The sequence below is a fragment of the Psychrobacter sp. JCM 18900 genome (genome assembly GCF_904846625.1).
GTDB lineage: Bacteria > Pseudomonadota > Gammaproteobacteria > Pseudomonadales > Moraxellaceae > Psychrobacter.
Map to the genome: position 1 here is coordinate 1 of NZ_CAJHBL010000001.1, position 17,721 is coordinate 17,721.

Annotated in this window: 17 protein-coding genes; 7 read left to right on the plus strand and 10 right to left on the minus strand. The window is 43.1% G+C overall.

The features are described 5' to 3' along the window. Positions 1 to 23: 23 nt before the first annotated feature. Genes JMX96_RS00005 through JMX96_RS00015 form a run of 3 tightly spaced genes read left to right on the plus strand, consistent with a single transcriptional unit; the run spans position 24 to position 3,343 of the window. A complete protein-coding gene (locus tag JMX96_RS00005) occupies positions 24 to 1,724 on the plus strand; it encodes a copper resistance system multicopper oxidase (protein ID WP_201566452.1) in 1,701 nt (566 codons plus the stop codon). 25 nt (positions 1,725 to 1,749) lie between these two features. Then, on the plus strand, positions 1,750 to 2,832 hold the full coding sequence (locus JMX96_RS00010; RefSeq protein WP_201566453.1) for a copper resistance protein B: 1,083 nt from the start codon (positions 1,750 to 1,752) through the stop codon (positions 2,830 to 2,832). 43 nt (positions 2,833 to 2,875) lie between these two features. Then, on the plus strand, positions 2,876 to 3,343 hold the full coding sequence (locus JMX96_RS00015; RefSeq protein WP_227676832.1) for a DUF305 domain-containing protein: 468 nt from the start codon (positions 2,876 to 2,878) through the stop codon (positions 3,341 to 3,343). Between the two features lie 35 nt (positions 3,344 to 3,378). On the opposite strand, the gene JMX96_RS00020 is transcribed toward JMX96_RS00015, so the two are convergent. Both JMX96_RS00020 and JMX96_RS00025 read right to left on the minus strand, forming a co-directional pair. Then, positions 3,379 to 3,600 (minus strand): hypothetical protein, encoded by a 222-nt coding sequence (locus tag JMX96_RS00020; protein WP_201566455.1) that lies wholly within the window; start codon positions 3,598 to 3,600, stop codon positions 3,379 to 3,381. A 109-nt stretch (positions 3,601 to 3,709) separates the two neighbouring features. Further along, positions 3,710 to 4,849 carry an alkene reductase gene (locus JMX96_RS00025; RefSeq protein WP_201566457.1) on the minus strand — a complete coding sequence of 380 codons (1,140 nt, stop codon included), beginning with the start codon at positions 4,847 to 4,849 and terminating at the stop codon, positions 3,710 to 3,712. Positions 4,850 to 5,023: 174 nt separating this feature from the next. On the opposite strand from JMX96_RS00025, the gene JMX96_RS00030 reads away from it, so the two are divergent. Beyond that, positions 5,024 to 5,908 carry a LysR family transcriptional regulator gene (locus JMX96_RS00030; RefSeq protein WP_201566459.1) on the plus strand — a complete coding sequence of 295 codons (885 nt, stop codon included), beginning with the start codon at positions 5,024 to 5,026 and terminating at the stop codon, positions 5,906 to 5,908. A gap of 231 nt (positions 5,909 to 6,139) precedes the next feature. Here JMX96_RS00030 and JMX96_RS00035 read toward each other — a convergent pair whose 3' ends face one another. Together JMX96_RS00035 and JMX96_RS00040 are read right to left on the minus strand one after the other, a co-directional pair. Next, positions 6,140 to 6,967: a DODA-type extradiol aromatic ring-opening family dioxygenase gene (locus JMX96_RS00035; RefSeq protein WP_201566461.1), complete on the minus strand. Its 828-nt coding sequence runs from the start codon at positions 6,965 to 6,967 to the stop codon at positions 6,140 to 6,142. Between the two features lie 88 nt (positions 6,968 to 7,055). Next, positions 7,056 to 7,502, minus strand: coding sequence for a DoxX family protein (locus JMX96_RS00040; RefSeq protein WP_201566462.1), 447 nt, complete (start codon positions 7,500 to 7,502; stop codon positions 7,056 to 7,058). Positions 7,503 to 7,663: 161 nt separating this feature from the next. On the opposite strand from JMX96_RS00040, the gene JMX96_RS00045 reads away from it, so the two are divergent. Then, positions 7,664 to 8,572 (plus strand): LysR family transcriptional regulator, encoded by a 909-nt coding sequence (locus tag JMX96_RS00045; RefSeq protein ID WP_201566464.1) that lies wholly within the window; start codon positions 7,664 to 7,666, stop codon positions 8,570 to 8,572. 87 nt (positions 8,573 to 8,659) lie between these two features. Here JMX96_RS00045 and JMX96_RS00050 read toward each other — a convergent pair whose 3' ends face one another. Further along, complete coding sequence (locus JMX96_RS00050; protein WP_201566466.1) at positions 8,660 to 9,373, minus strand: DUF6977 family protein; 714 nt, start codon at positions 9,371 to 9,373, stop codon at positions 8,660 to 8,662. Between the two features lie 407 nt (positions 9,374 to 9,780). Between JMX96_RS00050 and JMX96_RS00055 the strand changes: the two genes are divergently transcribed. Then, entirely contained in the window at positions 9,781 to 12,258 is a 2,478-nt protein-coding gene (locus JMX96_RS00055; protein ID WP_201566468.1) for a heavy metal translocating P-type ATPase, read from the plus strand. A 97-nt stretch (positions 12,259 to 12,355) separates the two neighbouring features. Next, positions 12,356 to 12,748 (plus strand): Cu(I)-responsive transcriptional regulator, encoded by a 393-nt coding sequence (gene cueR, locus JMX96_RS00060; RefSeq protein ID WP_201566470.1) that lies wholly within the window; start codon positions 12,356 to 12,358, stop codon positions 12,746 to 12,748. 179 nt (positions 12,749 to 12,927) lie between these two features. On the opposite strand, the gene JMX96_RS00065 is transcribed toward cueR, so the two are convergent. From JMX96_RS00065 to JMX96_RS00085, 5 genes are all read right to left on the minus strand, one after another. Further along, positions 12,928 to 14,034: a PIN domain-containing protein gene (locus JMX96_RS00065; RefSeq protein WP_201566472.1), complete on the minus strand. Its 1,107-nt coding sequence runs from the start codon at positions 14,032 to 14,034 to the stop codon at positions 12,928 to 12,930. Positions 14,035 to 14,382: 348 nt separating this feature from the next. Beyond that, positions 14,383 to 14,805 carry an acetyl-CoA carboxylase biotin carboxyl carrier protein gene (locus tag JMX96_RS00070; RefSeq protein ID WP_201566474.1) on the minus strand — a complete coding sequence of 141 codons (423 nt, stop codon included), beginning with the start codon at positions 14,803 to 14,805 and terminating at the stop codon, positions 14,383 to 14,385. 23 nt (positions 14,806 to 14,828) lie between these two features. Further along, positions 14,829 to 16,016 (minus strand): NRAMP family divalent metal transporter, encoded by a 1,188-nt coding sequence (locus JMX96_RS00075; RefSeq protein ID WP_201566476.1) that lies wholly within the window; start codon positions 16,014 to 16,016, stop codon positions 14,829 to 14,831. Positions 16,017 to 16,070: 54 nt separating this feature from the next. After that, complete coding sequence (pxpA, locus tag JMX96_RS00080) at positions 16,071 to 16,808, minus strand: 5-oxoprolinase subunit PxpA (protein ID WP_201566478.1); 738 nt, start codon at positions 16,806 to 16,808, stop codon at positions 16,071 to 16,073. Continuing rightward, the gene (locus JMX96_RS00085; protein ID WP_201566480.1) at positions 16,798 to 17,721 is read right to left on the minus strand and encodes a biotin-dependent carboxyltransferase family protein; all 924 of its coding nucleotides are present in this window, start codon (positions 17,719 to 17,721) and stop codon (positions 16,798 to 16,800) included. Before JMX96_RS00085 ends, pxpA begins: the two co-directional genes overlap by 11 nt.

Sequence of the window (17,721 nt, forward strand, 5' to 3'; positions counted from 1 at the left end):
CGGATTAAGTTAGGTAAATTATTATGAACAAGAATATGTTCAATCGCAGGCGTTTCTTAACAGGATCTTCTACTTTGTTAGGGGCATCCATGCTATCTACGCTGCCGTCTATTGCCAATAGTGCGCTAGGAAAAGGCCAGCAGAATGTAGCCGTCAACAGTGATAAAGCCGACCATATCGTACCTATCTTAACTGGGAATGAGTTTGATTTGTATGTCAGCAAGAAGCCCGTCACTGTCAATGGCAAGTCGAGTATGGCAACACTGATTAATGACTCGCTACCAGCACCAACGCTAAAGATGCGTGAAGGCGATACCGTAACTATTCGTGTTCATAACCAGATGAATGAGTCAACCTCTATCCATTGGCATGGCTTGCTCGTACCTTTTGAGATGGATGGCGTACCAGGTATCAGTTTTGATGGCATTCCCGCGAACAGCACCTTTACCTATAAATTCAAACTTAAACAATCAGGCACCTATTGGTATCACTCACACAGTGGCTTTCAAGAGCAAACCGGTATGCTCGGTGCTATCGTTATTGAGCCAAAAGGCCGTGAGCGTCATCCAGTCGCAGAAGACCATGTAATCGTGCTCAGTGATTGGACACACCGCGATCCGCACAATCTCTTGAAGCTGCTCAAACAGCGCGCTGACTTTGATAATTATCATCTGCCAGACTTCAAAAAACTATTGTCTGATATCGCAGCAACAGATCTAGAAGCCGCTTATGACAAGCGCAAAATGTGGAATCAGATGCGCATGATGCCGACGGATTTTACTGATTTATCTGGCGAAAAGACCTTTACCTATTTAATGAACGGTAAAACCACAGCGGCTAATTGGACACAACTAGTAAAAGCAGGACAGCCCGTTAAATTACGCTTTATCAATGCTTCAGCACAGACGATATTCGATGTGCGTATACTGGGTCTCAAAATGACTGTGGTAGCAACAGATGGTATTGATGTCGCACCCGTTGCGATTGATGATTTCCGCATTGGCGTGGCTGAGACCTATGATGTCATCGTCACGCCTACTCAAGACGCACATACGATATTTGCCCAAAATATCGATCGTTCGGGCTATGTCGCGACCACACTTGCAACTAAAAAAGGCGCACGAGCTGCCATACCTGCTATGGACAAGATCGAATGGCTAACCATGGCAGATATGATGGGTGCGATGGGTGATAAAGGCTACAAAGCAAAACACGCTAAGACCGAATATGACTTTAAATCTGATATGCGTGTCGACAATCCACGTATGAACCTCGATGATCCTGGTATTAACCTGCGCAATATTGATAGAAAGGTCTTGACTTATGACCAATTACGTTCCGTGGATGAGGCTATATTTGCAGAGCAGCGCAAGCCTACTAGAGAGATTGAAATACATCTGACTGGTAACATGGAGCGCTATATTTGGGCCTTAGATGGTGTCATGTTTAAGGATGCAACGCCTGTCAATATCAAGCCAAACGAACGCGTACGTATTACCTTAGTCAATGACACTATGATGAATCATCCTATGCATCTGCATGGTATGTGGAGTGACTTGCGCACGCCATCTGGAGACTTTCAGGTACGTAAACACACGATTGTGGTTCAGCCAGCGCAAAAGATTAGCTTCGATGTGACGGGAGAAGTTGGACGATGGGCATGGCACTGTCATCTGCTGTATCACATGGAAGCTGGCATGTTCCGAGAAGTTGCCGTCGTTTAACAAACCTTCGAATATGAGGCTTATTATGAAAATATCTAAGAAAAATCTGTCATTCATTGGTTTGTCATCGCTAGTCTTGCTCACATGCTCTTTTGCAACAGCTGCTGAGATGTCGAGTATGGATCATAGTGGCATGGATATGTCTGGTATGGATCACAGCGGCATGGATATGTCAGGCGATATGTCTGGTATGGATCACAGCGGCATGGACATGTCAGGCGATATGTCTGATATGGATCATAGTGGTATGGATATGTCGGGCGATATATCTGATATGGATCACAGTGGCATGGATATGTCAGGCGATATGTCTGGTATGGATCACAGTGGCATGGATATGTCAGGCGATATGTCTGGTATGGATCACAGTGGCATGGATATGTCTGGTATGCAAGGTGGGCAGCCACCAGCCGATGCTCGCAGTCCAGACTATTCAAATGGGGTTCCCTACGGACAGTATGGTAAGCCAATGATGATGGGCAGCATGCCATTATGGGGAGTGTCAGTAGACGACTTGGGCTATCAGTTTGATGAAGATCAAATCAACTTCGAGGCGACGGGTTGGTACGGTACTGATAGCAATCGTATAAGACTACGCACGGAAGGTAGTGCTCAGACTAAAGATAATAAAGAAATCGATAGCTTAAGCTCCCTTGCTTATTGGAAACCACTGAGCATTTTCTGGAATGGTGAAGCTGGTGTCGCTTACGATACTGAAAACGATAACGCTGCCCTTATGGCAGGCATTGTAGGCACCGCGCCGTATTTTATCGAAACGGATGCGAGAGCCTACTTATATACCGATGGTCAACTTCGTCTTGATTTGGGCGCAGAGTACGAATGGCGTTTAGATCAGCATTGGGTTGTCATACCGGAGGTTGGATTGACTGCCTTTAGTAAAGATGACCATGATAATGGTATTACCAAGGGCTTTAATGAGATGGAAACTGAGGTCAGACTGACTTACGAGACGTTCAGTCGCCAGCTAGCTCCTTATGTGGGTGTTAGTTATGAGACAGCGCTTGGCAAAGCTCGTGGTCAACGACGTCAAGAAAATGAATCGGTTGATAGCAGTAGTTTGACTGCGGGGGTTAAATTCTGGTTTTAACTGTCTACCCATTTTAATTTAACAAAACAATGGAGGTCATATCATGGAAGCTGCTAAGCAAAAAAATATGAACCCTTATGTAAAATTCACCTTAATGATTCTGACATCGACTGTCATCATGTATATCATGATGTACTTCAATACCTACCAATGGGATCACATTTACTTTAGTGAAACCCGAGCTTATATAGCACTCTACATGGGTGCCGGTATGGCAGTCGTCATGTTGGCATTTATGACCAATATGTATAAAAAGACCAAGGTCAATTTAATGATCTATGGTCTAAGTGTATTGATGTTTGCAGTTGGTATCTGGGGCGTTAGATCTCAAGCAACTGTCGATCAAGTCGATTGGATGCAGGCGATGATACCGCATCACTCGATTGCCATTCTCACCAGTAGTCGTGCTGATATTGAAGATCCGCGTGTGCAGCAGCTTGCTGATGATATTATAAAAGCCCAAAAGCGTGAAATTGATGAAATGAAGCAGTTGATTGATGAGCTTGAATAAGAGAATGGTGTACCAGTGAACGCTGCGAAAAGTGATCACTCTTTTCTGCTCAGACGCTCAATGACCCAGCCTGCTAGTGGGAAAGACACCAACTGTGTCAGTGGAACAAGTATTATCGTTTCAATTAATACCACCACTGGCAGGCTTAATCCTTGGGTCACAGGCTTCAATAACGTCAATACAATTAGGAGCGTTGGATAAAGTCCGACATATCCTATCAATATGCGTATAAGTCTGTCTTTGGAATTTTTATTCATTGTATGATACCGACTGATAATTAAGCCTCTGCTTATATAAAAGCGTTAAATTTATAAATAGAAATAAGGCCATTAATGGCCTTATCTTATTCATTGTTTAAGTGCTTCGCTATTCTTGATAGCGAGGATAATCACTATAGCCAACATCGGTACCACCATACATCGTGGTAGGATCTACTTCATTCAATGGCCAGGTATTGGCGATACGCTCAGGTAGATCTGGATTAGCGATAAAAGGACGACCAAACGCGAATAAATCACCGTAGCCTTTTTCTAAAATGTTCACAGCTTTTTGTACCGTGTACTTGCCAGCATAAATAATACGGCCTGAAAATTCTTCTCTGACTGCTTGATAGAAAGTGTCTGGTAAATCAGGCGCATTGTCCCAATCAGCTTCTGCAATGGACAAATAAGCAATGCCTGCTTGCTCAAGGACTTTAATCGCTTCAATATACGTATGATGAGGATCTGACTCTACCAATCCTAAATACACGCGTGTCTCATCCGTACTCGCAAACAAAGGCGCAAAACGCACGCCTAAACGATCAGCACCGACCACATCACTGACAGCGGCTATTATCTCTTTTAAGAAGCGCAAACGATTGGTCAACGACCCACCATATTGATCATTACGGGTGTTGCTATGCTCAGAGATAAACTGATTGACCAAATAACCATTGGCACAATGCAGCTCTACCCCATCAAAACCTGCCTCCAATGCATTGCGCGCAGCTGTCGCATACATCGTTACCAGCTCACCAACTTCATCGGTACTGAGGGCGCGTGGCTCACTTGGATCAGCCAATGCACCTGCACCTGGACCTGTTTCAATAAAGACTTTTACATTGTCAGCAGCGATCGCTGATGGGCCTACAGGCTGAGCACCTTGCGGCTGCAAACTAGTATGAGACACACGCCCAACATGCCAAAGCTGAGCAAAAATAATACCGCCTTTGTCATGTACTGCTTGCGTGACTTTTTTCCAGCCTTCCACTTGGTCTGGTGAATGAATACCTGGCGTCCAAGCATAACCTTGACCTCTTGGCTCAATCTGCGTACCTTCCGTCACCATAAAGCCTGCTGACGCACGCTGTGCATAATAGCTGGCCATTAAGTCATTAGGGATATTGTCAGGTTGCGTACTACGAGAGCGTGTCAACGGCGGCATTACGATGCGGTTTTTTAGCGTATAAGGCCCAAGTTCTACAGAGGAAAATAATGTATTTGTATTTAGAATGGCTTGTGTCATAGATGTCTCTTTTAAAGCAGCTGACGGCTTATTATTGAATGTATTGAGCCTGTTTTAATGCTTAATAGCTCATTTAGTGGCTACTTAAGCAATGTTGGTCAGCATAGCGTTTTGCAGGTACAATTAGAAACAACCGTTTCTTGTTTAAGATACAATTATTAATGGTATGAAATTATGAATGGTATGAATCGGCTCGATATCAAGCAACTTAGAGTATTGCAGGCGCTGCTTGATCTAAAAAACTTGTCGCAAGTCGCACGCAAAATGGGGCTGACCCAACAAGCCATTAGTGAGCAGTTGCGTAAGTTACGTGAGGTGTTTGATGATCGTTTGTTTATTCGTCAAGGCAATAGCATGGTGGCAACACCAAAAGCGCTATCGATGCAGCAACCTATTGACCATATATTAAAGCAGTTGGAAGATTTGTTAGAGCCAGAGATTTTTATGCCGCACACATACAAAGGCATATTTACGATTAGTGCGACTGACTATGCGACGCAGGCATTATTACCGCAATTGTTTAATATTACGCGACGCGACGCACCAGATTTGAAGTTAATCGTACGTGATTTTGCCTCAGACAATATCAATCAGCTGATTGCAGCAGGCGAGCTTGATTTGTTGATTACCTTCCCTGAATTTATCCCCGATAACTTATCGTATGTGACTTTATTTGAAGAGCAACATTTATGCGTGACGGGTTGTGAAAACACCTTTGCCACAGAGGTATTTACACTGGCACAAATTGCCGCACACCCGCAGCTAGTAGTGTCACCCTCGCGGGCTAATTTACGAGGCTCTCATGATCAATGGTTTTCAGAAAGAGGTCTAAAACGAAATATTGTGATGTCAGTTCCGAGCTTTTCGGCCGTACCAGATATTTTGCACACGACCGATATGATTGCGTTTTATCCTTCGCGGTTACTGCCGAGCAGTAAGGTCAAAGAACTTAAGGTGGAAGCATTGCCGCCTACTTTTAAGGTCATCGCAGCATGGCATCCACGTACTGCTGACAGTGGCATACATCGTTGGTTAATCGAGCAATTACGAAATCTATAATAATTAACTTAGCTATAGCCAACTTTGAAACGACATCGAACATTTTTAAACTTGAGCTTGACGGAAATAATGTAGTGGCAAAATATATCAAATAAGAGATAACATCTCTTATTTGATATACTGTTAATAACTGCTCTATTAACATAAAACAACCTTTGATTCTGAGATTCAAAGGTTGTTTTATTTTTGACAATTACGCTGAAACACTGTGATCTATGCTTTTTAGAATACTTACCCAAACTGAAAGGCAGACAATTGCGTTTTTAGCACTTGCTGGGAGTAAATCTTTTGCCCTTTGTCACGTCCTGCTGCACCCACCGCTATCATAAGCGGTAACAAATGCTCCTCTGCCTCTAACGGATGTGAGTCAAGCGCGTGAGGAGCATTTTTCCAATTGGCCAAGGCCGTGAGTCGTTTATCCGAATCTGCTGATTCTACAGTATTCGTTAGCCATTCATCAAAATGCTCTGATGGTTCAGTAAAACTGGTATCGCCATAACCGCGCATATTATGAAAGCTCATGCCGCTACCGACGATTAGTACACCCTCTGTACGCAGTAATGCCAACGCTTGACCAGCAGCCAAATGCGCTTGTGGGTCTAAATCATGACGCAAGGATAGTTGGACCACTGGAATATCCGCCTCAGGGAACATTAGCTTAAGCGGTATAAATACCCCATGATCAAAACCGCGCTCCGCATCTTGTTGATTACCTACCCCTGCCTCTGTCAATAGACTACTGACTTGCTCCGCAAATGCTGGCGCGCCTGAGGCTGGATAACTCAAACTATAAGTATGCTCAGGAAAGCCATAATAATCATAAATGAGATTAGGTTGTTTACTAGAAGTAATACTAAATTCAGCCGTCTGCCAATGCGCACTAATGATTAAGATAGCCTTTGGTCGCTCAGGCAAATGAGCAGAAATGCTCTTTAAAAACGTTGCCATCTCATACCATGTATCTGCTGGTTGCCAATCCATAAAAAAACAAGGCCCTGCACCATGCGGTATAAACAGTACAGGCTGGCTGACTGGCTCATTAGATAAAAGTGTTGTCATGGCTTTCCCCTTGTTGCTTGTCTTAAATGGCTATTTTCAAGTGGCTTTATTCACTAAAATTGAATGACCCCATTTACAACTATAAAACCTAGCCTAATTTTTCTGATAATACTTTATCCATACTGAGGGAGCCGCCACCTTGAATAGCTAGGGCAAGCGTAGCTACCATCAATGTTAATGCATATTCATAACCACCATTATCAGCGAACAGCCCATTACTGATATGGACAGAAAAAATAGCCACCAACATGGTAAAAGCTGCGGCTAAAGCAGCTGGTCTGGTTAGCAAACCTAACACTAGAGCCAGACCACCGAAGAACTCAGCACCGCCTGCTAGTATCGCCATCAAATAACCCGGCTCCATACCCATACTGCTTAACCACTGGGCAGTGCCTGCCAATCCATTGCCACCAAACCAACCAAACAACTTTTGGGCGCCATGGGCTGCTAAAATCAGGCCAACGGGTACCCGAAGCACTAAGGCCGCTGCTCCAGCTTTTGATGTCAAAATAGTATCTAATAGTGATGATTTCATTGATGCTTACTCCATAACGTATGATTAGAATAAATAGTGTCGAAAATGATATAGGCACACTTTACTATCAACGCTATAAAAGAGTAAGCTCAGTTATATTGAATAATTATCAACATAATGTTTATAATGAATTTGATATCGAGAGAATTATAGGGACAGATATGGATAGAATCGATGCCATGCGTGCTTTTGTCGCGGTAGTGACAGAAGGCAGCTTTAGTAAAGCGGCTATTACGATGCAGCTCTCGCCGCAGCTAGTAAGCAAGTATGTAGCAAAGCTAGAGGAGGAACTACATACTCGCCTGCTCAACCGCACTACACGCAAAGTCAGCCTGACAGAAGCTGGCAGTCAATACTTTACGCACGCGCAGCAGATTTTATTGAGTATTGATGAGATGGCATCGCAGTTAGGCGGCTTACAGCAGCATCCTAAAGGCGTCTTGCGAATCAGTGCGCCCGTGTCCTTTGCCTTAAAGCATATGGCAAAACTCATCACTGATTTTCAGGCGCGCTACCCCTCAGTTACCGTTGATCTGCAGTTGAGTGATCGAAAAGTAGATATCGTTGAAGAAGGGTTTGATATTGCCCTGCGTATCGGACAGCTCCAAAGCTCGTCGCTTATCGCCAAGCAGATTGCTCCGATTCGCGTGGTGTTATGCGCCTCGCCCGAGTACCTCAAAGCTCATGGTACACCTAAGCAACTTGAGGATTTAGAGTCGCATCGCTATTTGCATTATAGCTATATGAATGTCGAAACTAAGGGTCAAATCTACAAATATCTAAAGACCAAACAATTCAAAGAACGTAGCGTTTTTCATAGTAATAATGGCGACGTACTCGTTGAAGCAGCTATTGCAGGCGGAGGATTGATATTACAACCGACTTTTATTGCTAGCGAAGCGTTGAGTACGGGCAAGTTGGTCGTAGTATTGCCAGAATATGAACCTAGCCCTTTAGGCTTGTATGCCGTCTACGCCCATAGAAAACTACTACCTCACAAAGTCAGATGCTTTATCGACTTTATGACCAACTACTATGGTACGCCGCCGTACTGGGATGAGAATATATAGCTCTAAACATAGAGACATAAAAAAGCCACGATACATCATGTATCGTGGCTTTTGGTTCAAGCAAACTTAAGCGGTCTGATTTGACGATCAGATCCAACCTTCTTCTAATAGGTGCTCAGTATTGCTGATTTTAAAATTATTGCATAAGTCATAGAATGCCATTGGGTCTTCAACATTATCGAGCAATTCTCTTTTATGCAGTGCCACAAACAGCGCCAACGCATACGCCGCACTATGGATAGATTTTTTAGGATTAAAGGTAATATCAGTAAATCCCTGATATTGAATCACTTCCTCATGCAGCTGAGGGTTTTGCTTGAGCGCATTCACGTATAGCCAATCATAAAATGTTGTTAACGGCTCTACGCCCCACTCCATACCAAAATAATTATAGCCAATGAGCTCACCTGAGGTTGTGAGTCGCTCATCTTTTCTGGCTTGTCTTGGCGCTACTGTTAGCAAATCTGTATAAGGACCACCATCTTCAAAGACCATACTGGCTTGAAAAGCATTTTCGACACTATATGGATTGCCATCATGCTCATCCGTAATCTGTAAGCTGAAAGGGCTTAGCGGAAAACTTAGCTTATTGCCAGACTTGCTAGAGAGCTCGAGTACTTGCTTAAATCCATACTTTTTGCGAATGACTTGTTGTAGGTCATTGATGGATTTTTTCTTTTGTCTGGTTGCAAATCCCACATGTCGCTCAAACATAACCATATCCGTTTTTACCAAATTGTCACTGTTGACTTTGGGCATGAATACGGGTCTTTGTTCTATCGTATTTGGTACTTCTTCCATAGTGATGTGCCTTAATATCAATGGTCTTGTATAAATGTTTTGTGTTAACGGTGCTGATATCACCTGCTATTGACGGCGTACTCTGTCATTGCTAGCCGCGTTTATTATTGGTGTTTTATTCGCTAGCAGCCAAATACAGTGAATTGATCGAGAGCTATCGAGAGTTATCGAACCCTATCAGCGCTCGCTGGGCAGTTTATCTTATTATCAGTCATTTATCCTGCCCTATTTTAGAATTAATGCCGCCACACCTTCAACAATAAACCATAATCGAGCTATTTTAAGCTTAACAACGAATATAAGACGCTACTATAAACGGGTTTAAAAATATTCAAAGAAATACGCTTGACCTTACCATGATGTCAACCTATATGCTGTCACTATAGATTAAAACGACAGAGGTTGTTATGAAAACAAAAAATACTAAAGCCCCTATTTATCAAGAAGTGCTGAGCATTGAAGGCATGAGTTGCGCGTCTTGTGTTGGGCGTATCGAAAAACAATTAAAAAACATTGAGCACGTTGAAAAAGCCGAGGTAAATCTTGCCACTGAACAGGCGACTGTTTACTCATCTCAGCCTGTAGATATCGCCCAGTTAAACAAAGCGGTAGAGCGTGCAGGCTATAAAGTGACTGAAACCAAGCCTATCGAGCTATCTATAGAAGGCATGAGCTGTGCATCGTGTGTTGGACGAGTAGAAAAATCCTTGGCCAAAGTCGCTGGCGTGCAACAAGCTACTGTAAACCTTGCGACTGAACGCGCTTGGATTAAAGGCGATGCTCAAATACAAACGAGCGACTTAATTGAGGCCGTTAAAAAAGCGGGCTACGAGGCCAAACTGGTAGAACAAGACCAAAGTGACCGGCAGGATAAAAAAGCCTCGGAGCAAAATCAGCTTAAACGGGATTTGGGACTTTCTGCGCTGTTGTCACTTCCTGTATTCATTCTAGCAATGGGCTCGCATATGATTCCTGCCTTTCATATGTGGGTGGTGAATAACCTCGGCACTCAGCAAAGTTGGCTGATACAGTTTGTTTTGACCACATTGGTACTACTCTTTCCAGGCCGACGCTTTTATCAAAAAGGCGTGCCAGCCCTATTGCGTTTTGCGCCAGATATGAATTCGCTAGTGGCGATTGGTACCATCGCAGCATATGGGTTCTCTCTAATAGCGACCTTTATCCCGCAAGCGCTACCTGAAGGCACGGTGCACGTCTATTACGAAGCTGCTGCCATGATTGTAAGCTTGATATTATTAGGTCGTTATTTTGAAGCAAAGGCTAAAGGTCGTACTTCTCAAGCCATTCAGCATTTAGTAGGCATGCAGGCAAAGACCGCCCGTGTACACAAAGATGGCAAAGTCATTGAAGTCCCTGTAGAAGACGTCACCGCAAAAATGATAGTTGAGATTCGTCCAGGCGAGCGTGTGCCTATCGATGGCGAAGTCGTTGACGGTCACAGTTATATTGATGAATCTATGATCACTGGTGAACCTGTTCCTGTGAAAAAACAAGCAGGCGATCAAGTGGTCGGCGGTACTATCAATCAAAACGGCACCGTGAATATTCGGGCAACGGCCATTGGTGAAGATTCTGTATTAGCGCAAATCATTCGTATGGTAGAACAAGCCCAAGGCTCTAAATTACCGATTCAAGCATTGGTGGATAAAGTCACTATGTGGTTTGTACCAGCGGTGATGTTTTTATCAGCATTAACCTTCATAGTTTGGTTGATTTTTGGCCCTGACCCTGCCTTAACCTTTGGTTTAATCAATGCGGTTGCCGTGCTCATTGTGGCCTGCCCTTGTGCAATGGGATTAGCCACTCCCACCTCTATTATGGTCGGTACGGGTCGCGGTGCAGAATTGGGTGTGCTATTTCGTAAAGGTGAAGCGCTACAAATGCTTCAGGATGTGAGCGTGGTTGCCGTTGATAAAACAGGTACATTGACTGAAGGCAAATCTACATTGACAGATTTTCAAGTCCAACAAGGGTTTGAGAAAGAACAAGTCCTATGTGTGGTGGCATCGGTTGAAGCAAAATCTGAGCATCCAATTGCCTTAGCCATTGTTCAAGCTGCGGAGCAACAGAATATTCAACTGCTTCCTATCACTGACTTTGAGGCGATGACAGGTTTGGGTATTCAAGCAAACGTGGCAAGACAAGTGATTCATATTGGCGCGGATCGTTACATGCAACAATTGGGGCTTGATGTTGCGCCTTTTGAACAGGATGCGCTACGTTTGGGGCAAGAAGGTAAAACCCCACTCTATGTATCTATTGATCAGCAGTTGGCCGCTATCATCGCCGTTGCAGATCCTATTAAAGAGACGACTCATACCGCCATCGCCGCACTGCATCAGTTGGGCTTAAAAGTGGCCATGATTACAGGCGATAATCGCCATACCGCCCAAGCGATTGCTGCAACATTAAGTATTGATCAGGTAGTGGCAGAAGTGTTGCCCGAAGGCAAGGTAGATGCGATACGCCAGTTGCAAGAACAATATGGCCGAGTGGCATTTGTTGGTGACGGTATCAATGATGCCCCTGCATTGGCTCAATCCGATGTTGGCTTGGCCATTGGCACAGGCACAGACGTGGCGATTGAGGCAGCTGAAGTGGTGCTAATGTCAGGTAGTCTGCAAGGTGTGCCTACTGCGATTGCCTTGAGCAAAGCCACCATCAGCAATATCAGACAAAATCTGGCTTGGGCGTTTATTTATAATGTTGCTTTGATCCCGATTGCCGCAGGTGTCTTGTATCCCGCATTTGGTATCCTGCTCTCACCCATTTTTGCGGCAGGCGCTATGGCACTCTCTTCTGTTTTCGTATTGGGTAATGCGTTACGCCTCAAGTACTTTAAAGCACCTGTCATTACAGAGTGAATATAGAATCGTAAAGGATATCCATATAGGGTTTAAATACATAGATTATTTAAACCCTTTTGTTGTTTAAGTCCCTTTTTAGGTTAGGAGGAGAAATATGAATATTGGTCAAGCATCAAAGCAATCAGGTATCTCTACCAAAATGATTCGCTACTATGAGCAGATTGGCTTGCTAGAAACAGTCAATCGTTCGAACTCAGGTTATCGCTTGTATTCTAAAGACGATATAGACGACTTATGCTTTTTGAGACATTCTCGTGACTTGGGGTTCTCATCCAAGCAAATGAAAGAGTTACTGTATTTGCGTAAAAATGCCAATCGTCAGAGCGCGGATGTTAAGCAACTGACACAAGAGCATATTGAAACGTTAAACCAAAAAATCGCTCAATTGCAAGAGATGGTCGACTCGCTACAGAATTCTTTTGATCATTGCGCAGGCGATGATAATGCAGACTGCGCTATTCTGGATGATCTTGGGCAAGCTAAATAGAGCTTTTAACGAGCACCTTCTAATTTAGAAGGCATTAAAATGTCAGGCTACGCTGTTTTACATAACTAGAATAGAAGTAAATATTCATGATTTTCAAGTGTTGATAGTCAGCTCAGTGCCAAAGCAGATGATCGGAACTTTAACCTATTGTTATATCACGACTTCACTTAAGTAAGTTTTTATTCACCACTTAAATCTAAATGTTTCACGCTGATTATTTCACTATTATCTTCATTTAGTTCAAATACTGATTCAGTAAATTCTAGTTCTAAAATTTCAGCATTAGCTCTTATTCCATCCATGTAATCAATACTGACATAGGCTGAAAAAACTTCAGTATGTTTTTTCACAATATCGTTACGCAGTACAAACATATAAACTCTATCTTCAGGATCCCACGGTGAGCGACCGTAATCAGCAATTGAATAATAAGCCTTTAGAACAACCTCAAAATCTATTTCATACTCAACATTCTTATCTGACACCGAAATTATATTCTTGTGGCTTATACAAACTGACTCAATATCTATTTGGTATATTTCATCGTCAAATTCATTCATATCGTCTGAATAGAATTCTGATAAACCAATTTTCTCTTTGGCATTTTCAATTAACCCTTCTTCCAGTTGCTCAAGAATACTATCTGCAAATTTGACAGGTTCTTTCAACTCTTCTTCTTTACGAACAACTAAATCTAAAAGCTCATCAACTCTCTTTAAGTGAATCAAATTATCTAAAGTGTCCGCATATTTTTCCATATCACTATCATCGCTGATAATATATAAAGGGTGCCCCCTATCTCTACTTACTTTAGCTACAGCTTCGAGAACAAAGGCATCAGGAAATTCAGATTTTTTATTTGCTCCTCCAAAAGGGGGCTCTGATTTAAAATATTTATCGAAAACAATCGAAGCATCAACATTTTTTATGTCAACAATTTCAGCTGAACTCTTACCGAGAAACTCTTCAAAACTTGCTAAAGCAATTTGGTAAATCTCTTCGGCTTTGACTTTCTCAAAAATTCCGTAACAAGCAAGAGCAGGAGCATTTCTTAAGAACATTGCGTCTCTTTGTATTTTCTTTATAGCTCTTGCTGATTCTTCCGATTTTAATGACAAATGAGCTTTTATTTCATCAATAGTAATTTGAGTAATAAGGAGATGAAGCCTTTCAGATTCAAGAAAATTACAAAGCTTGCCTAACGCATGTTCATTAAATTGGTAATTTTTGCTTTCATACGCAGAAGTATCAATAAATACCAATCTACTCTCTAGTTCTGTGCTCATGAGTTACCTTCTTAATATAACGCCTCAAAAACCAGTGAAGCCTTACTGCGTCTGGTCTTTCAAGAGCGTAGTTAATTTGTTTGTTATGACTTAAAATTTAGGCAAAGATCAGTATATTTAATTTGGTAGTCGGAATCATACCAATGCAGAGTGCACCAGTGGCCTTTTAAGAGCATCACCGAATTGTATCATTCCAGAAGATCTAGGACAGAGCAAATAGCTTATATCAGATGCACGAAATACATGATGAGGCTAATACAAATACTCAGCACATAAAAAACCCCTTAAGCGACAGATGATGCTTAAAGGGTTTATATTTTGATTTAACCAAAACTACTTTAACGGTCTTTAACTACGAGCTAACTCAAAAATAGGCTGTCCGTATTCAACGTTCTGGCCACTTTCAACCAAGACAGCCGTGACAACACCTTCTTTATTACTAATCACTGGCTGCAAACGGGTCAACTCATCAATGAAGCAAACGGTTTGACCTTTTTGAATGTGGTCGCCTTCTTTGATCAAGTTGTCTGTTGCATCGTCTTCACTTAAGTATACCTGCCCTACATAGGTGGCACCTACTTGCAAGACATCGTTACCCTGCTGTTCAGGCTCATGAGTAGGCGTGGCCTCTATAGGACTAGCGCTCACATTATTCTGCGCACCTAGATTGTTAACCACCCTAATAGACTGCCCGTTGTCTGCAATCGTGACTTCTTGCAGCTGACTGCTTTCAATCAGTTTGACCACACGTGTTATTTGCTCTATATCCATAATACATTCCTTAACTTAATTTTTTAACTCATGCCCAGATATTTAGCAATGGTCATGACACTTAGGATACTCATCACGATGGCGATTAACCAACCAAATGCCGCAATCCAAATCGGATGCTTATAATTGCCAACGATATTTTTTCTGTAGGCGGCAATCAGAATGATGACCATGGCGATAGGTAGCACTAAGCCATTTAATGTACCAACCAATACCAATACTTGAGCCGGTTTACCGATAGTGGCAAACACCAACGTTGAGATAACGATGAAACCAATAATGAAGTAGCGTTTATAAGTCTCAATGAACGGATGAAAGTTGGTCATAAAAGACACAGAGGTATAAGCAGCACCAATCACCGAGGTCACAGACGCAGCCCAAATCACCATACCAAAAATAACTTTACCTGCGTTTCCTAAAATGTACTGAAACGGCGACATGGCTGGGTTGGCAGGATCCAATGCAAAGCCTTGAGATACCACGCCTAATACGGCAAGGAATAAAAATACGCGAATAACAGAGGCAATCAAAATACCAGAGACCGAGCTTCTGGTTACTGATTTTAAATTCTCTTCTCCGCTGACGCCTGCTTCTAATAAGCGATGCGCACCTGAAAAAGTAATATAACCGCCAACCGTACCGCCGACTAACGTTACGATAGCCACTGCATCAATTTTGTCAGGCATGATCGTTTTACTGACAGCTTCTGCTAATGGCGGATCAGATTTAAAGACCACATAAATGACCAATACAATCAGGATAAAGCCCATTAACTGAGCGAACTTATCCATCATAGGACCCGTTTCTCGGCCTAGAAATATGGCGACGGCAATCACACCACTGATTAGGGCGCCTGTGATGGGCGACATGTTGAACATGGACTGCATGCCAAGTCCGGCACCGCCAATATTACCAATATTGAAAGCCAGACCACCCGCAATGATTAAGAAAGCGAGCAAGTAACCGACACCAGGGAACACCAAGTTGGCGATTTCCTGTGCACGCTTTTTGGAGACAGCGACTACTCGCCAAACGTTAAGCTGGACACCGATGTCCATAATAATAGAGATTAAGATAACGAAACCGAAACTTGCCATTAGGCTTTCGGTGAATGTGGCCGTTTGGGTCAAAAACCCTGGCCCTACTGCTGATGTAGCCATCAGGAAGGCCGCGCCTAAAATGGCGGTATTGTGTTTTTTTATAGTGCTCATAAACATCCTTGTTCTATAGGGGATTATTTAATCAAATGATTAGGAAACGGATATTTAGTGGGCAGAGATAGTGATACCTTTGAGCTCTAGTTGTTTCTTTATTTCTTGCGCAAATAAAATAGCGTGTTCGCCATCCCCATGTAGGCAGATACTTTGCGCCTCTACGGGTACGGTTTGACCGCAGACACTGGTGACTGTCCCTTCAGTGACCATTTGTAATACATGTTTAACGGCCTCGTCTGTGTCGGTGATTAAGGCATTGTCTTTAGTGCGGGAGACCAATGAGCCGTCTTTTTCATAGTTCCTATCGGCAAACACTTCTGATATCGAGGCTAAACCCTGCTTTTTGGCTGCTTTAACCAGATAACCACCAGACAGACCCATGACTTTTAGATTTGGATCAAATCGTTTGATTTCACTGGCCAAAATGTCTGATAAATCTTCATCAATAGCGGCTTGGTTGTACAACGCACCATGCGGTTTTACATAGTCTAATGACACACCAACCAAGTCACAAAGCGCTTTGGTTGCGCCCAACTGATATGCCAATAAAGCACGATACTCAGATTCGCTTAATGGCTGATGGATACGGCCAAAGTTTTCTCTATCGTTTAGACCAGGATGTGCGCCTACGCTCACGTTGTTTGCTTTTGCCAATTGCAAAGTTGCTAGCATCTCGCTATAAGACCCAGCGTGCAAGCCGCAGCAGACATTCGCTGAGCTGACTATCGTCAATAACTTATCGTCTTGCCCGCAGCCTTCAGCCACATCAGCATTTAAATCAATTTTCATTGGCATACTCCTTTATTTGATCGATATAGTGTTGTCTGTTTTGCTGTTCCTTTAACGCTTGCTCTAATGACACAACGACGAACTGACAGGCTTTGCCAAATCTAATCTGTGCCATCAGACCTATGTCTGCTTGAATCACGGTTGCGATTTTAGGGTAGCCACCCGTCGTCTGCCCATCTGCCATTAAGACAATCGGTTGTCCTTGTGGTGGCACCTGAATCATACCAATATCAACACCATGTGAGCTCATTTCTACAGGCTTACTAAATTCAAGCGCTGTAGCTCCTTCTAAGCGGTAACCCATACGGTTGCTACTGGTTTGTAGTTTCCATGGCTGGGTCTCAAACGCTTGTTTAGACGACTCAGTGAAGCAGTCATATTCACTGCTTTTTATCACTCGAATAACCTCGGTTGGTGCAAGACGGGCTACCCCAATGACAGGCAGGCTGGATTCAGATTTTACCGTTAAGCTGTCATCGGCTTTTAAATATCTGCCTTCAAATCCGCCAAACCCTGCTTTGAGATTGGTGCTGACTGACTGCAATACTGGCTCGATATCAAAGCCGCCATGCACACATAAATAGGTATACATGCCTTGTAGCGGGCGCAAAAGTTTGAGCGTTTGCCCAGCTGTTGCATTGATACGCCAATAACAAGGAATGCGCTTATCGTCTAGATAGGCCTCGTATAAAGCGCCTGTTAAGCAAAAGCTGACGCTTTCTTCAAACTGTATGGTTAGCTCACCTAGTGCTATTTCAATAGCGGGTTCGTTGACTTCGTTTTTCATCAAAGCATTGCCAGCTTGTAGCGCCCAGTTGTCCATCACGCCATTTCTACCCACACCCATACTGCGGTAACCCAGTCGTCCCGAATCTTGAATACTGGCAAGGGCACTTGCGGTTAAAATTTTCAT

Bases quoted from the DNA above. Each gene is read 5' to 3' on its own strand.
- JMX96_RS00040 (WP_201566462.1), bottom strand. From the start codon at position 7,502: ATGAAATCATCACTATTAGATACTATTTTGACATCAAAAGCTGGAGCA.
- cueR (WP_201566470.1), top strand. From the start codon at position 12,356: ATGAATATTGGTCAAGCATCAAAGCAATCAGGTATCTCTACCAAAATG.
- JMX96_RS00020 (WP_201566455.1), bottom strand. From the start codon at position 3,600: ATGAATAAAAATTCCAAAGACAGACTTATACGCATATTGATAGGATAT.
- JMX96_RS00015 (WP_227676832.1), top strand. From the start codon at position 2,876: ATGGAAGCTGCTAAGCAAAAAAATATGAACCCTTATGTAAAATTCACC.
- JMX96_RS00055 (WP_201566468.1), top strand. From the start codon at position 9,781: ATGAAAACAAAAAATACTAAAGCCCCTATTTATCAAGAAGTGCTGAGC.
- JMX96_RS00010 (WP_201566453.1), top strand. From the start codon at position 1,750: ATGAAAATATCTAAGAAAAATCTGTCATTCATTGGTTTGTCATCGCTA.
- JMX96_RS00075 (WP_201566476.1), bottom strand. From the start codon at position 16,016: ATGAGCACTATAAAAAAACACAATACCGCCATTTTAGGCGCGGCCTTC.
- pxpA (WP_201566478.1), bottom strand. From the start codon at position 16,808: ATGAAAATTGATTTAAATGCTGATGTGGCTGAAGGCTGCGGGCAAGAC.
- JMX96_RS00035 (WP_201566461.1), bottom strand. From the start codon at position 6,967: ATGACAACACTTTTATCTAATGAGCCAGTCAGCCAGCCTGTACTGTTT.
- JMX96_RS00085 (WP_201566480.1), bottom strand. From the start codon at position 17,721: ATGAAAATTTTAACCGCAAGTGCCCTTGCCAGTATTCAAGATTCGGGA.
- JMX96_RS00050 (WP_201566466.1), bottom strand. From the start codon at position 9,373: ATGGAAGAAGTACCAAATACGATAGAACAAAGACCCGTATTCATGCCC.
- JMX96_RS00065 (WP_201566472.1), bottom strand. From the start codon at position 14,034: ATGAGCACAGAACTAGAGAGTAGATTGGTATTTATTGATACTTCTGCG.
- JMX96_RS00070 (WP_201566474.1), bottom strand. From the start codon at position 14,805: ATGGATATAGAGCAAATAACACGTGTGGTCAAACTGATTGAAAGCAGT.
- JMX96_RS00030 (WP_201566459.1), top strand. From the start codon at position 5,024: ATGAATGGTATGAATCGGCTCGATATCAAGCAACTTAGAGTATTGCAG.
- JMX96_RS00045 (WP_201566464.1), top strand. From the start codon at position 7,664: ATGGATAGAATCGATGCCATGCGTGCTTTTGTCGCGGTAGTGACAGAA.
- JMX96_RS00005 (WP_201566452.1), top strand. From the start codon at position 24: ATGAACAAGAATATGTTCAATCGCAGGCGTTTCTTAACAGGATCTTCT.
- JMX96_RS00025 (WP_201566457.1), bottom strand. From the start codon at position 4,849: ATGACACAAGCCATTCTAAATACAAATACATTATTTTCCTCTGTAGAA.